At 69.7% G+C, this 14,159-nt stretch carries 12 protein-coding genes; 4 read left to right on the top strand and 8 right to left on the bottom strand.

Features of this window, described 5'->3' with window-relative positions; translation table 11 throughout:
• Positions 1–12 precede the first annotated feature (12 nt).
• Both paaK and HDC31_RS11790 read left to right on the top strand, forming a co-directional pair.
• On the top strand, positions 13–1,332 hold the full coding sequence (paaK, locus tag HDC31_RS11795; RefSeq protein ID WP_113681231.1) for a phenylacetate--CoA ligase PaaK: 1,320 nt from the start codon (positions 13–15) through the stop codon (positions 1,330–1,332).
• A 97-nt stretch (positions 1,333–1,429) separates the two neighbouring features.
• The gene (locus HDC31_RS11790; RefSeq protein WP_113681227.1) at positions 1,430–2,071 is read left to right on the top strand and encodes a TetR/AcrR family transcriptional regulator; all 642 of its coding nucleotides are present in this window, start codon (positions 1,430–1,432) and stop codon (positions 2,069–2,071) included.
• A 21-nt stretch (positions 2,072–2,092) separates the two neighbouring features.
• Here HDC31_RS11790 and paaZ read toward each other — a convergent pair whose 3' ends face one another.
• The 5 genes from paaZ to HDC31_RS11765 all read right to left on the bottom strand — a co-directional run bounded on the left by paaZ (position 2,093) and on the right by HDC31_RS11765 (position 8,454).
• Positions 2,093–4,174, bottom strand: coding sequence for a phenylacetic acid degradation bifunctional protein PaaZ (paaZ, locus tag HDC31_RS11785; protein ID WP_113681226.1), 2,082 nt, complete (start codon positions 4,172–4,174; stop codon positions 2,093–2,095).
• Positions 4,171–5,055 (bottom strand): 3-hydroxyacyl-CoA dehydrogenase family protein, encoded by an 885-nt coding sequence (locus tag HDC31_RS11780; RefSeq protein WP_058632478.1) that lies wholly within the window; start codon positions 5,053–5,055, stop codon positions 4,171–4,173. Before HDC31_RS11780 ends, paaZ begins: the two co-directional genes overlap by 4 nt.
• The gene (locus HDC31_RS11775) at positions 5,052–5,822 is read right to left on the bottom strand and encodes an enoyl-CoA hydratase/isomerase family protein (protein WP_058632477.1); all 771 of its coding nucleotides are present in this window, start codon (positions 5,820–5,822) and stop codon (positions 5,052–5,054) included. Before HDC31_RS11775 ends, HDC31_RS11780 begins: the two co-directional genes overlap by 4 nt.
• Positions 5,822–7,012, bottom strand: a complete 1,191-nt coding sequence (locus HDC31_RS11770; RefSeq protein ID WP_179516133.1) for an acetyl-CoA C-acyltransferase — start codon at positions 7,010–7,012, stop codon at positions 5,822–5,824. Before HDC31_RS11770 ends, HDC31_RS11775 begins: the two co-directional genes overlap by 1 nt.
• A gap of 122 nt (positions 7,013–7,134) precedes the next feature.
• Entirely contained in the window at positions 7,135–8,454 is a 1,320-nt protein-coding gene (locus tag HDC31_RS11765; protein ID WP_046748874.1) for an MFS transporter, read from the bottom strand.
• Positions 8,455–8,707: 253 nt separating this feature from the next.
• Here HDC31_RS11765 and HDC31_RS11760 point away from each other — a divergent pair, with 253 nt between their 5' ends.
• Positions 8,708–9,982: a sensor domain-containing protein gene (locus HDC31_RS11760; RefSeq protein WP_179516132.1), complete on the top strand. Its 1,275-nt coding sequence runs from the start codon at positions 8,708–8,710 to the stop codon at positions 9,980–9,982.
• Positions 9,983–10,015: 33 nt separating this feature from the next.
• Here HDC31_RS11760 and HDC31_RS11755 read toward each other — a convergent pair whose 3' ends face one another.
• The 3 genes from HDC31_RS11755 to HDC31_RS11745 are packed head-to-tail and all read right to left on the bottom strand — an operon-like array spanning position 10,016 to position 13,571.
• Positions 10,016–11,431, bottom strand: a complete 1,416-nt coding sequence (locus HDC31_RS11755) for a dihydrolipoamide acetyltransferase family protein (protein WP_179516131.1) — start codon at positions 11,429–11,431, stop codon at positions 10,016–10,018.
• Positions 11,428–12,456, bottom strand: coding sequence for an alpha-ketoacid dehydrogenase subunit beta (locus HDC31_RS11750; RefSeq protein WP_113680613.1), 1,029 nt, complete (start codon positions 12,454–12,456; stop codon positions 11,428–11,430). The genes HDC31_RS11755 and HDC31_RS11750 overlap by 4 nt, the downstream gene beginning before the upstream one ends.
• Positions 12,453–13,571: a thiamine pyrophosphate-dependent enzyme gene (locus HDC31_RS11745; protein ID WP_179516130.1), complete on the bottom strand. Its 1,119-nt coding sequence runs from the start codon at positions 13,569–13,571 to the stop codon at positions 12,453–12,455. The genes HDC31_RS11750 and HDC31_RS11745 overlap by 4 nt, the downstream gene beginning before the upstream one ends.
• Positions 13,572–13,721: 150 nt before the next feature.
• Between HDC31_RS11745 and HDC31_RS11740 the strand changes: the two genes are divergently transcribed.
• Positions 13,722–14,159, top strand: coding sequence for an Lrp/AsnC family transcriptional regulator (locus tag HDC31_RS11740; RefSeq protein ID WP_113680614.1), 438 nt, complete (start codon positions 13,722–13,724; stop codon positions 14,157–14,159).

Here is a 14,159-nt window from a genome sequence, read left to right as displayed (position 1 = left end):
AACCTCGTGTCGATGACGACCGCAACACCCTCCCACGTCCACCCGCCCGCATCCGCCGAGCTCGACGCGGAAGAGCGGATGTCGCGCGACGAGATCGCCGCGCTCCAGCTCGGTCGACTCCAGCAGACCGTGCGCCACGCCTACGCGAACGTGCCTCTCTACACGCGCAAGTTCGACGAGGCCGGCGTGCACCCGGACGACATCCGCACGCTCGACGACGTGCGGCTGCTTCCCTTCACGACCAAGGCGGATCTGCGCGAGACCTATCCGTTCGGGATGTTCGCTGTGCCGATGTCCGACGTCGCCCGCATCCACGCCTCCAGCGGCACCACCGGCCGCCCGACGGTCGTCGGCTACACCAGAGGCGATCTCCAGCGGTGGGGCGCGCTGGTCGCGCGTTCGCTGCGAGCCAGCGGCATCCGCCCCGGCATGAAGGTGCACAACGCCTACGGCTACGGACTCTTCACCGGCGGGCTCGGCGCACACGCGGGCATCGAAGCGCTCGGCGCGACGGTCATCCCGATGTCCGGCGGCCAGACCGCACGCCAGGTGCAGCTGATCCTCGACTTCGAGCCCGACGCGATCCTGTGCACGCCCAGCTATCTGCTGACGATCGCCGATGCGATGGCCGCGCAGGGAGTCGACCCGCGCTCCACCTCGTTGAAGGTCGCGGTTCTGGGAGCGGAGCCCTGGTCGAACGAGATGCGTCACGAGCTCGAGCAGCGCCTCGGCATCGACGCGCTCGACATCTATGGTCTCAGCGAGGTGATGGGGCCCGGTGTGGGCAACGAGTGTCTCGAGACCAAGGACGGTCCGCATGTGTGGGAGGACCACTTCCTGCCGGAGATCATCGACGGAGAGAGCGGCGCCGTGCTGCCGGACGGCGAACTCGGGGAACTCGTGTTCACCTCTCTGACCAAGGAGGCGTTCCCGGTCATCCGCTATCGCACCCGCGACCTCACCCGCCTGCTTCCCGGGACGGCCCGGCCCGGGATGCGGCGGATGGAGAAGATCACCGGCCGCAACGACGACATGATCATCCTGCGGGGCGTGAACCTGTTCCCCACGCAGATCGAGGAGCTGGTGCTGGGGATCGAGCAGCTGACCCCGCACTTCATCCTCGAGCTGTCGAAGGCGGGGCGCATGGACACGCTGAAGGTCCGCATCGAGCGGCACCCCGACCTGTCCGTCGATACCTGCCGCAGCGCCGCGGAGGTGCTGGCGCAGCGGATCAAGATCTTCGTCGGATCGACGGTGGCCGTCCAACTCGAGGAGCCGGGAGCGCTGCCCCGGAGCGAGGGGAAGTATAAGCGGGTGTACGACCTGCGCTGATGCGGGCGATGCGGGGATTGACACGGAGAGCCGTCGCGCCCGCCTCGCGGTCGGTGCTCCCGCCCGCCCGCCGCTTCGAGTGCGAGACTGTGGGGTGATGTCCGAGATGCAGAGCACGCGACGAGGCCGACCGGGGTACGACCAGCAGGGGATCCTCGCCGTCGCCGTCGCCGCGTTCAACGAGTACGGGTACGACGCCACGTCGATCGGGATGCTCGCCGAGCGCCTCGGTCTGTCGAAGTCGGCGATCTACCATCACTTCGGCTCGAAGGACGAGATCCTCGACCTCGCTCTGGACGCGGCGCTGAGCGGCTTGGAAGCCGTGGTGGACGGCCCGATTCCCGACTCGGCTGCCGCTCAGGGGGCATCGAGCGCGGTCGACCGGCTCGAGCAGGTGCTGCGCGGCGCCGTCCGGGTGCTCGTGGAGCAGCTGCCGGCCGTGACGCTGCTGCTGCGGGTGCGGGGCAACACCGAGGTGGAGCGCAGGGCTCTCATCCGTCGCCGGGCGTTCGACCGTCGGATCACCGCTCTCGTGTCTGAGGCGCAGCGCGAGGGGGAGCTGCGGGCCGACATCGACGCGAGTGTGGTGGCGCGTCTGGTGTTCGGGATGATCAACTCGATCGTCGAGTGGTATCGGCCCGGCGGGCGCGAGGGCGCCGACCGTCTCGCAGACGACGTGGTGGCCGTCGCCCTGGACGGCTTGCGCACGGACGATGGCGCGGGAGCCGCGGTCGTCTGACCGGGGCTCCCGCGCTCAGCGTCACGCCGCCGCACGCTCCTTCGCCACCAGGGTGAGCACGTCGTACGTGGCCACGATGTCATCGTGCTGGTTCTTCAGCACCGCATCCCACCGCACCTCCCCGTACTCGTCGGTCTCCCTTGGGGTGATCTGCTTCGCGGTCAGCTCGACCCTGATGTCGTCGCCGGGGGAGACGGGCGTGACGAATCGCAGGTTCTCCAGCCCGGAGTTCGCCAGCACGGGGCCGGGAGCCGGGTCGACGAACAGTCCCGCAGCCCACGACACCAGCAGGTATCCGTGCGCCACGCGTCCGGGGAAGAACGGGTTCGCGGAGGCAGCGTCCTCGTCCATGTGCGCGTAGAACGTGTCGCCGGTGAACGCCGCGAACGTCTCGATGTCGTCGAGGGTCACCGTGCGCGAGCCACTGGCCACCTGATCGCCGACGTGCAGTTCGGCCAGCGACTTTCGGAACGGGTGCACGCCGTCGCCCCGCTCGTACGGGCGCGAGCTCGCGCCCTGGTGCCAGACTCCCGTGAGCGCGGTCATCATCTCCGGGGAACCCTGCACCGCGGTGCGCTGCATGTGGTGCAGCACCGCCCGGATGCCGCCGAGCTCCTCACCTCCGCCCGCGCGGCCCGGGCCACCGTGCACGAGGTTCGGGAGTGGAGAGCCGTGCCCCGTCGAGGTGCGGGCGTCGTCCCGGTCGAGGAAGAGGACGCGCCCGTTGCAGGCGGCCATGCCGGTGGCGAGGGCGACGGCTACCTCGGGGTCGTGCGTCGCCACGCTCGTCACGAGCGAGCCGCCGCCGCGAGCCACGAGGCTGCTCGCCTCGTCGAGGGTGCGATAGCCGACGATGCTCGACACGGGTCCGAACGCCTCGATCTCGTTCACGGCGGGGCTCGTGGGATCGGGGAAGCGCAGCAGCATCGGCGCCACGAAGGCGCCGTCGGGGGCTGCTCCTTCGGTGCCGTCGGCATGGCGGACGATCGGCGCGTCGGTCGTGCCGATCACCAGTTCGCCGCCGCCGGCCTGCAGGCGGTCGACCTGACGCAGCACCTCCTCACGCTGCGCGGTGGAGGCGAGCGGGCCCATGGTCACCCCTTCGGCGCGCGGGTCGCCGAGGATCACGCGCGACGACAGCCGCTCGCGGACCGCGGCGATCACGTCGTCGACAGCTTCCGCCGGCACGATCGCCCGGCGGATCGCGGTGCACTTCTGCCCGGCCTTCGTGGTCATCTCGGCGACCAGCTGCTTGACGTACGCATCGAACTCCGGCGTGCCCGAGACGGCATCCGTTCCGAGGACCGACGCGTTGATCGAGTCGGTCTCGCTCGTGAAGCGCACCCCTCCCGTCTGCACGGCATCGTGGGCACGCAGGCTCTCGGCGGTCGACGCGGAGCCGGTGAAGGCGACCAGATCGCCCAGCCGCAGTTCGTCGAAGAGACCCGGCACGCTGCCGGAGACCAGCTGCAGCGACCCGTCGGGGAGGAGCCCCGATTCCACCATCACGCGCACCATGGCCTCGGCGAGGTATCCGGTGGGGGTGGCCGGCTTCACGACGGTGGGGACGCCCGCGAGGAACGCGGGTGCGAACTTCTCGAGAGACCCCCAGACCGGGAAGTTGAAGGCGTTGATCTGCACGGCGACGCCGCGGAGTCGCGTGTAGATGTGGCGGCCGAGGAACGAGCCGTCCTTGGAGAGGTTCTCGACACCCCCGTCGACGTACACTTTCGCGTTGGGCAGCTCGCGCCGGCCCTTGCTGGAGTACGCGAACAGCACGCCGATCCCGCCGTCGATGTCGACCCAGGAGTCCTGCGCTGTGGCACCGGTGCGGCTGGACAGCTCGTACAGCTCGGCCTTGCGCTCGGTGAGGGCGAGGGCGAGCTGCTTGAGCACCACGGCGCGCTGATGGAAGGTGAGCTCTCCCAGCGACGCCTGTCCCACGGTGCGGGCGTGGTCGAGCACGGGCCCCAGATCGAGCCCGTCGGTCGAGACGCGGGCGACGACCTCTCCCGTTGAGGCGTCACGGACATCCGTGGCCTCGGCGTCGGACGACGGCGTCCACCACGCTCCCTCGACGTAGCTGGGGAGGATCTCGATCATTTCTGTTCCCTTCCTGAGGCGTCCCATTCGTAGAAGCCGCGTCCGCTCTTGCGGCCGAGGTGGCCTTCGGCGACCAGGCGTCGCAGCAGGGCCGGAGGTTCGAAGCGCTCACCCAGCTGTGCGGAGAGGTACTCGGCGATGCCCAGGCGCACGTCGAGGCCCACGATGTCGGTGAGCCGCAGCGGACCGACCGGGTGCTTGTATCCGAGCGTCATCGCGGCGTCGATGTCCTCGGCGGAGGCCACACCTTCCTCCAGCATGCGGATCGCCTCGAGCCCGATCGCGACACCGAGGCGGGACGACGCGAATCCGGGGGCATCGGCCACGACGATCGGTGTCTTGCCGATGGCGGCCACCCAGCCGCGGGCGGCATCGACGAGCGCAGGAGCGGTGCTCGCACCATGGACGATCTCGACGAGGGTGGAGGCGGGCACCGGGTTGAAGAAGTGCATGCCCAGCAGCCGCGAGGGGCGATCGAGCACCGCGGCCAGCTCATCGATCGAGATGGAGGAGGTGTTCGAGGCGATGGCGGCGTCCGGTGCGATCTGCGCCTCGACCCGACGGAGCGCGTCGACCTTGAGGGCGAGGTCCTCCGGAACGGCTTCGACGACGAGCGTGCACTGCGCGAACAGGGCGGCATCCGTGCCCGTGGTCAGGCGCGCCCGATAGGCCTCGGGGGAGTCGAGGGCCGTGCCGCGTGCGACCGAGGCGTCGATGGACTCGAGCACGCGTGCCGTGGCCGCCTCCGCCGCGTCGGCGTCGCGTTCGACGATGCCGACCCGGGAGCCGGCGAGCAGGAAGGCGTGCGCGATGCCCGCGCCCATACGTCCGCCGCCGAGCACCCCCACCTGTTCGGGCGCGATGAACGTGCTCTCGGTCATCGGTCTCTCCGTTCGAGGAAGTCGGTCATCCGTCGGAACTTCTCCGGACTCTCGAAGAGCTCGGCCTGGGCTTCCAGGTCGGCGGCGGGGTGGTGGTCGCGGGGTGCCCGGAACACCCGCTTGGTCGCGATGGTCGCTGCGGGGTCGTTGCGGGCGATGCGGTCGACGATGGCGTGGGCGGTCGGCAGCAGGTCCGTCGTCTCGTGGATCGCCGAGACCAGCCCGATGCGCAGCGCCTCCTCTGCCTTCACCGTGCGACCCGTGAGCAGCAGCTCGATCGCCCTGGCGTCGCCGACGATCTCCTTGAGACGCCAGCTCGCGCCGGCCGCTGCGAGGATGCCCAGCCCGGTCTCCGGGTTGCCGATCGCGAGCGTCGGCGTCCCGATGCGGATGTCCGCCGCGTAGGCGAGCTCGGCTCCACCGCCGAGCGCGTAGCCGTCGATCGCCGCGATGACGGGCATCGGCAGTTCGGCGAGTCGGACGAACGCGTGAGCGTTGATCCCGCGCAGCGCGTCGGCGGCACGCCGTTCGCGCAGTTCGGCGATGTCGGCACCCGCCGCGAAGACCCCGCCGGCGCCGGTGAGGATCAGCGGGAGCGGCACGGTCTCCAGCTCGGTGCACAGCGCGTGCAGCGCGTCGATCGTGGCCTGGTCGATCGCGTTGCGCTTGTGCGGCCGATTGAGGGTGGCGACCACGCGGTCGTGACGCCTTTCGACGAGGAGGGGTTCGTCGTGCGCCTGCGTATCGCCGAGGGGAGACCGCGGCATCACACCTTCTCCACGATCAGAGCAGCGCCCTGGCCGACGCCGACGCACATGGTGGCGAGTCCGTAGCGGGAGCCCTCGCGCTCCATGCGTCCGAGGAGCGTGACCAGAAGGCGGGAGCCGGACGAGCCGAGCGGGTGACCGAGCGCGATCGCTCCGCCGTCGGCGTTCACGCGGGATTCGTCCAGCCCGAGGCGTCGGAGGCAGGCGATGGACTGGGTGGCGAACGCTTCGTTGAGCTCGACGGAGCCGATGTCGTCGATGGAGAGCCCGGCGCGCTGCAGCGCCTTCTCCGTGGCGGGCACCGGTCCGAGGCCCATGATCTCGGGCGCGAGTCCTGCGCTGGTGCCGACGACGATCCGCGCCCGCGGTGTCAGCCCGTGCCGCTCGACCGCCTCCGCGCTCGCGACCATGATCGCGGAGGCACCGTCGTTGAGCGCGCTGGAGTTTCCGGCGGTGACGACCTGACCGCCCGCGACGACGGGCCGCAGTCGGGCGAGGCCTTCAAGCGTCGTCTCCGGTCGAGGGCCCTCGTCCACGAGCACCTCACCCGAGCCGACGGGGACTCCGACGATCTCCGCCTCGAACCGTCCGTCTGCGATCGCCGCGGCGGCCCGTTGCTGCGAGCGCAGGGCGAACGCGTCCGCCTCTTCGCGTCCGATGCCGTCGACGCGCGCGACCTCCTCCGCGGTCTCCGGCATCGTGTACGTCGCCTTCTCGCGGGCCAGGAGCCGCGGGTTCGGGAATCGCCAGCCGATCGAGGTGTCGAACGCGGCGCCGGGCTTCGCCCATGCCTTCTCGGGCTTGGCCTGCACCCAGGGTGCGCGGGTCATCGATTCGACGCCGCCGGCGATGATGAGGTCGGCGTCGCCGGCTCGGATCGCCTGAGCGGCCATCGTGACGGCGGACATGCCGGAGGCACACAGTCGATTGACAGTGATGCCGGGGACGCTGTCGGGAAGGCCGGCGAGCAGGACCGCCATCCTGGCGACATTGCGGTTGTCCTCGCCCGCCTGGTTCGCGGCGCCGAGGATGACCTCGTCGATCTCCGCCTGGAGGGGGTCGACGCCTGCGCGTCGCGCCGCCTCGCGGACGACGATCGCTGCGAGGTCGTCGGGACGGACGGAAGCCAGGGCTCCGCCGTAGCGACCGACCGGGGTGCGTACGCCTCCGACGAGGTAGGCCTCGGTCATGCGGAACTCCTGACTGCGTTGTCTCGACGGGTTGCCCGTTGTCCGGACGATCGGCCCGAATTACTGACCGATCGTCCGGTAATTATGTCACAGGTGTGGCCGGCGCCGCGATCGGGGCGGCTTCAGCTGAGCAGGTCCACGCCCTTCGTCTCCTTGACGAGCGAGACGCCGATCAGCGAGATCACGGATGCCACCGCGATGTACACGCCGATCGTCCAGGCCGCGTGGAACTGGTTCATCAGCGCCTCCGCGATCATCGGCGCGAACGCTCCGCCGAGGATCGCACCGAGGGCGTAGCCGATGGAGACGCCCGAATAGCGCACGTTCGCGGGGAACATCTCCGCGTACAGGGCTGCCTGCGGGCCGTAAGAGAGTCCGAGCGCGAACGTCATCACGAACAGTGCCACGAAGTACCAGAGGATGTTCGCGGTGTCGATGAGGAACCACATCGGCACCGCCCAGAGTGCGAGCGCCACGTAGCCGATCTGGAACGTGCGGATGCGGCCGAGCCGGTCGGAGAGGTGTCCGCCCCACAGGGTGAAGATGAGCCACCCGAACGAGGCGAGGGTGGTCGCCAGCAGCACCGGGGGTCGGTCCATGCCGAGGGTGGTGACGGCGTAGGTCGCGAAGAACGCGATGAGCAGGTACCCCGCCGCGTTGTTCGCGATGAAGATGATCGCGGTGAGGACGACCTGCTTGGTGTTCTGACGGAAGAGCCGGCGCAGGGGAGCGGATGCCTCCTTGCGGCGGCGCCGCAGGTCCTCGAACACCGGGCTCTCATCGACCGCGCGTCGGATCACGTAGCCGACCGCGATGAGCACGATCGAGAGCAGGAAGGGGATGCGCCAGCCCCACTCGAGGAAGGCCTCCGGCGACATCGAACTGGTGAGCACCCACAGGGTGGAAGTGGCAAGGATCATGCCGACGGGGACGCCGATCTGCGGGAACGCCCCGAAGAGTCCTCTGCGGCTGTTCGGCGCGTGCTCGACGGCCATCAGGGCGGCTCCGCCCCATTCGCCACCCGCGGAGAATCCCTGCACGATGCGGAGCAGGATCAGCAGGATGGGCGCGGCCACGCCGATCGCGGCATACGTCGGAAGGAGGCCTATCAACGACGTGGACAGGCCCATCATGACGAGTGTGAGCACGAGCATCTTCTTGCGACCGAGCTTGTCGCCGAGGTGGCCCGCGACGATCGCGCCGAGCGGGCGGAAGAGGAAGGAGATGCCGATTGTCGCGAACGAGAGCACCTGGGCGAAGCCGGGGTTCTCCTGTGCGATCGGAGCCAGGAAGAGGGGCGCGAGCACCAGTCCCGCTGCTTGCGCGTAGATGAAGAAGTCGTACCACTCGATCGACGTGCCCACGAGGGTGCCGGCGAGTACGCGCCGTTCTTCGGCGGGCATCCGTGTGGATGGGGTGCGGTCGGAGACTGCTGACGTCATGAGAACTCCATTGTTCTGCGATTCCGGGGGAGAGCGCTGTACGGCGCTCGGCGACTTTCATAACCGAATGATCGGTCAGTAATTGCCGAGCGTACCGCATCGGGGTCGCGTGGAACGTATGCGTTCGAGGGCATGCGATCGGTCTCGGTCTGATCTCGACACGGTCGCCCTTCTCGCGCCATCGAGTCCGGGAACCCTACGATCAACGCAGGGGGCGCCGGATCGGCGCTGTATGACACATCGGAGGGTTCGCATGGCGCGTTCTGGAATCGCTCGCATCCACGTCGGAGGAATAGCGGTCGCCGCACTTCTCGTGCTCTCCGGCTGCGCGCCGGGGGCCGATCCCGAGCCGACCGCTGCTCCGGAGACGACGTCGCCACCGGAGCCCTATACGGGGCCCGCGATCTTCGTCGGTGAGGAACTGGAAGGATTCCTGTTCACCGCCGACGAGATCGGCTCGCTCCTCCCCGGCTCGACCGACATCCGTCCTCCGTCCTCCGTTCTCGAGCAGATCTCCGATGGCGGCGGCCCGGCGATCGTCCCGGAGGTCTGCGGCGCGCTGTTCGCCGAGCAATCGTTGTGGAGCGTCGGGTCGCGCAACGTGTCGTGGACGACGACGGCCGACTCGGACTATCGCTTCGGGCACATGCTTGCTCTCCAGTTCGCCGATGAAGCGCATGCACAGGCGCGACTGGACCAGCTCGTCGACGCGGCGGCACAGTGCGCGAGCTTCGACTACAACGGCCCTGCCTCGTTCGAATCTGTCACTCCCGCGGCCTCGGACAACGTGCGCGCACTGGCCGGCACGTTGACGCTGCCGGAGATCGAGGGGGGATGGTCGACGTTCAGCGCCTACGCCACGGTCGGGAACGTTCTCGTGCAGGTATCGCAGTCGCTCGACGGAGAGGCCCGGCCGGATGCCGAAGCCGTCGCGGAGAAGCTCCAGGAGCGAGCGGAACAAGCTCGCGCCGCGTTGATGGACAAGCTCACCGCGAACCCCCCGACGGAGCAACCGGAACCTGCTGAGAATGCCTCGGCCCCCTGGGGTGACTGGATGATCACGGCCGGCGGTGTCGGGCCGGTCCGTCTCGGAGACCCCGTGGACGAGGCGATCTCTGCGGCGCGAGCGGCGCAGGTGATCCCCCCGCCCTTCCCGGGCGACCCCTCGAAGCTCGTGAACGACGCGGGCACGAGCTCGATGCTCGTCCAGGCGACCGAAGGCGGCGCCGCCGTCGCATCCGTCACCGTCGGCGACGCCCGCTCCGTCTCCGGGACGACTCAGGTCGGCGCGGACCTCCCGGCGATCGACGGACTTCGCGTGGGGGCTCCGGTCGCGGACGCGGTCGCGGCGTACCCGCAGGGCACGACGGTCTCGGTCGTCTCCTCCGAGGAGCATTGGTACGACATGGCGTCGCGCGATGGTCGATTGCTGCGGTTCCATGCCGATCGCGATGTCGAGGAGCCGGGCGCCACGATCATCGGCATCACGGTGGAGGACGCCACGAAGCGTCCGCTCGTGTTCGGCTGACCCGGAGCCGCGGCTCAACCGAGCGCGCAGCGCCTACACCCTCCCGAATGCCCGCAACGGATGCTCGATGAGTTCGGTCACCCGGCGCAGGAAGCCCGCGGCGTAGCCTCCGTCGCATACCCGATGGTCGAACACCAGCGAGATCTGCACGATGCGGCGGGCGACGATCGCTCCGTCCACGACCCACGGGCGCTCGATGATCCGGCCGATCCCGAGGATGGCCACGTCGGGGTGGTTGATGATCGCGGCTGAGCCGTCCACGCCCAGGCCTCCGTAATTGTTGAGCGTGAAGGTCGATCCCCGCAGCCGCTCCGGTGGCATCGCGCCGGAGCGGGCCGTGGTGGTGAGTTCGCGCAGCGCCGAGTCGAGCTGGGTCACGGAGAGGGCATGGGCGCGGGGGACGACCGGGACCAGGAGCCCTCGTTCGGTGTCGGCGGCGATGCCGAGGTTCACTCCGTCGAAGGAGAGGATCTCGTCCCCGTTCTCGCTGAGGCGCGAGGCCAGCACGGGGTACTCCTCGAGGGCGAGCAGGACGAAGCGGGCGAGCAGTGCGGTCACCGACGGCGCCTTGCCTCCCTCCGGAGCCATCCGCGCACGCAGATCCCACAGCTCGGTGGCGTCGACATCCACCCAGACCGTGGCCTCGGGGATCTCGGACCGGCTGCGGGAGAGCTTCGCGCTGACAGCCTTGCGCAGCGGCGACATCCGCTCGCGCGCGCGCACCTCGAGACCGTCGACCGTCTCGCCTGCTTCGGGGCCCACGCCCGTTCCTGGCGTCGTCCGGCCGCTGTCGTGTGCGGAGGCGCCGTCGGCCACTGCGTCGACCGCGGCACGCAGCACGTCGGCGCGGGTGATGGCACCATCGGCGCCGGTCGCTGTGATCGAGTGGACGTCGAGACCGAGGTCTCGCGCGAGACGACGCACGAGCGGGGAGCGGACGGCGACGGGGCGCCGCTCGGACGATCCAGCGGGCGAAGTGCCCGCAAGCGTCCCCGATGCGGAGTGGATCGTCGTCGATGCGGGGTGAATCGTCGTCGATGCGACCGGGGGGCGCCGCCGCCCCTTGGTCGCACGAGCGGTGGTGCCGTAGCCGATGAGGACGTTCCCTGAGCCCGCGCGTTCCTCCTCGCGGTACGCCTCGTGCTCGGGCTGGGTGGGCGGAGCGGGAGTCGCCGCGGAGGACGGGGAGTCCGCCACCTCGAGCACGGGGGCGCCGACGTCGATCGTGTCCCCGGCGGTGCGGTGCAGAGCCGTGATGACTCCGGCGAACGGCGACGGCAGCTCCACGATGCTCTTCGCGGTCTCGACCTCGGCGATCGGCTGGTCCGTCACGATGGTGTCGCCGACCGCGACGAGCCACTGCACGAGTCCGGCCTCGGTCAGCCCCTCGCCGAGGTCGGGCAGTCGGAACACCCGCGTGCCCGTCTGCGGCTTCACCGGAGTGCTCATGATTCGTCCTCCCAGTGCAGGGTGTCGATCGCATCGAGCACGCGGTCGACGTCCGGCAGGTACCAGTGCTCGAGCTTCGGAGGTGCGTAGGGCGTGTCGAATCCGGTCACCCGTCGCACGGGCGCCGACAGGTATTCGAAGCAGCGCTCGAACACGCGTGCCTGGATCTCGGAGGCGACGCTCACGTAGCCCGGCGCCTCCGCGATGACCACGGCACGGCCTGTCGACTTCACGGCGGCCGTCACGGTGGCGTCGTCGAACGGCGAGAGGGAGCGGACGTCGACGACCTGCACGCTCCGCCCCTCCGCAGCGGCCACCTCGGCGACCTCCAGTGCGAGCGGCACGGACGAGCCGTACGCGAGGAGCGTCACATCCGTGCCGTCGCGGGCGATACGCGCCGAACCGAGCTCCGCGGTGACCGAGGTGTCGACCTCGCCCTTGCTCCAGTACAGCTTCTTGGGCTCGAGGAAGATCACCGGGTCGGGCGAGGCGATGGCCTCACGCAGCAGGGAGTACGCGTCCTGCGGAGTGGCCGGGCTGACGACCGTGAGGCCGGGGGTGTGGGCGTAGTAGGCCTCGGACGAGTCGCAGTGGTGCTCGACGCCCCCGATGCCGCCCCCGAACGGGATGCGGATCACCAGGGGCATGCGCATGCCACCGCGCGTGCGGTTGCCGAGCTTGGCGACATGGCTCACGACCTGTTCGAACGCGGGGAGGGCGAAGGCGTCGAACTGCATCTCGATCACGGGGTGCAGCCCGTTCATCGCCATCCCCACCGCGGTGCCGACGATCCCGGACTCCGCGAGCGGGGTGTCGAAGCAGCGGTCCTCACCGAAACGTGCGGTGAGTCCATCCGTGATGCGGAAGACGCCACCGAGGGCTCCCACGTCTTCGCCGAAGACCACCACATCCGGATCCGACTCGATGGCGTCGGCCAGCGCCCTGTTCAAGGCGGCGGCCATGGTCATCGTGGTCGTCGTGGTGGCTCCGCTCTCGATGCGCGTGTCGTCCTGTGCGATCGTCATCGGTGGCCTCCGGTCGTGGCGTGCTCGGCGTCGGCAAGACGCGAGCGTTCGATCTCGTCGCGCAGCAGGTGCCACTGCTCGCCGAGCTGCGGGGAGCGGGTCGCGGTCACGAAGCGGAACAGGTCTTCGGGATCGAGGTCTGCGTCGGTGTTCAGCGCTGCCCTCATCGCCGCCGCGATCTCCTCGGCACCCGAGGCGAAGCGCTCCTCGGCGGCGGCGTCGAGCGCCCCTGTCGCAGTGAGATGCGCGCGCAGGCGCAGGAGCGGGTCGCGGGCGAGCCAGGCCTGCACTTCCTCGCGCTCGCGGTAGCGGGTGTCGTCGTCGGCGTTGGTGTGCGCCTGCATGCGATAGGTGTGCGCCTCGACCAGGGAGGGGCCGCCGCCGGCGCGGGCGCGGTCGACGGCTTCCGTGAGCACCGCGAGGACCGCGGCCACGTCGTTGCCGTCGACGCGCTGCCCCGGCATGCCGTAGCCGACCGCCTTGTGTGCCAGGGAGGGGGCAGCGGTCTGCCGGGAGAGGGGCACCGAGATGGCGAACTCGTTGTTCTGCACGAAGAACACGACCGGGACATGGAACACGGCGGCGAAGTTCATCGCCTCGTGGAAGTCGCCCTCGCTCGTGGCACCGTCGCCGCAGAGCGCGAGCACGACGGTGTCCTCACCGCGGTGCTTCGCCGCCTGCGCGAAGCCGACCGCGTGCAGGAGCTGGGTCGCGAGCGGGGTGGCCTGTGGGGCGACGCGGTGCGCGCGCACGTCGTAGCCCGAGTGCCAGTCGCCCTTGAGGAGCACCATCGCCTCAGCGGGAGCGATGCCGCGGGCGATCACCGCGACCGAGTCGCGGTACGTGGGGAAGAGCCAGTCGGTGTCACCGAGCACCATCGCCGCTGCCACCTGGCATGCCTCCTGACCATGTGACGAGGGGTAGACCGCGAGGCGGCCCTGGCGGACGAGCGCGCCCGCCTGGTCGTTGATGCGTCTGCCTTCGACGAGCCCGCGGTAAGCGGCGAGCAGGACGTCGGCGGCGGGGAGCGCGTATGCCTCGTCGGGGAGGGTGGTCCCGTCCTCGTCGATCAGTCGTACCGCGGTGTCTCGCGGGAGCAGGTCATGGGGGTGCATCCGTCCGCCTTCCTTGCCGAACTCGATGAGGACAGCATGCCGCGCATGCGACAGTCATCCAAGAACCGCTGCGCAATCATGGACGATTGCGCTCGCCGTGTCAGAATGGCCTCCGAAGTGTCAGTATTTCCCGGAGGAGAGAGGGGTGCCATGGCGGCGCTCGATGACACGGATCGCGCGATCCTCGCTGAGCTGCGGCGGGATGCTCGCGCGTCGATGACCGCGATCGCCGAGGCGGTGCACATCTCCCGCGCCGGAGCGCACGCGCGGATCAAGCGACTCACCGACGCCGGGGTGATCACGGGGTACACGGTGCGCACCGACCCCGTACTGCTCGGACACCACGCGAGCGCCTATGTGACGCTCGCGATCGAGCAGGCCACGTGGCAGGAGGTGAGCGCGCGGCTCAGGGCGATCCCCGAGATCGAGCACATGGCTCTGGTCGGAGGCGACTTCGACGTGCTGCTGCTCGTGCGGGCCAACGACGCCCGCGACCTCCGTCGCATCGTGCTGGAGGACATCCAGGCGATCCCGTCGATCCGCTCCACACGGACGATCCTGATCTTCGAGGACTCCGACCTGGTGTGA

The organism is Microbacterium sp. JAI119 (assembly GCF_013410135.1).
In the GTDB taxonomy this organism is placed as follows: Bacteria; Actinomycetota; Actinomycetes; order Actinomycetales; family Microbacteriaceae; genus Microbacterium; species Microbacterium oxydans.
The sequence above is the reverse complement of the archived record's forward strand: the minus strand, read 5'-3'. Positions and strand labels throughout refer to the sequence as shown.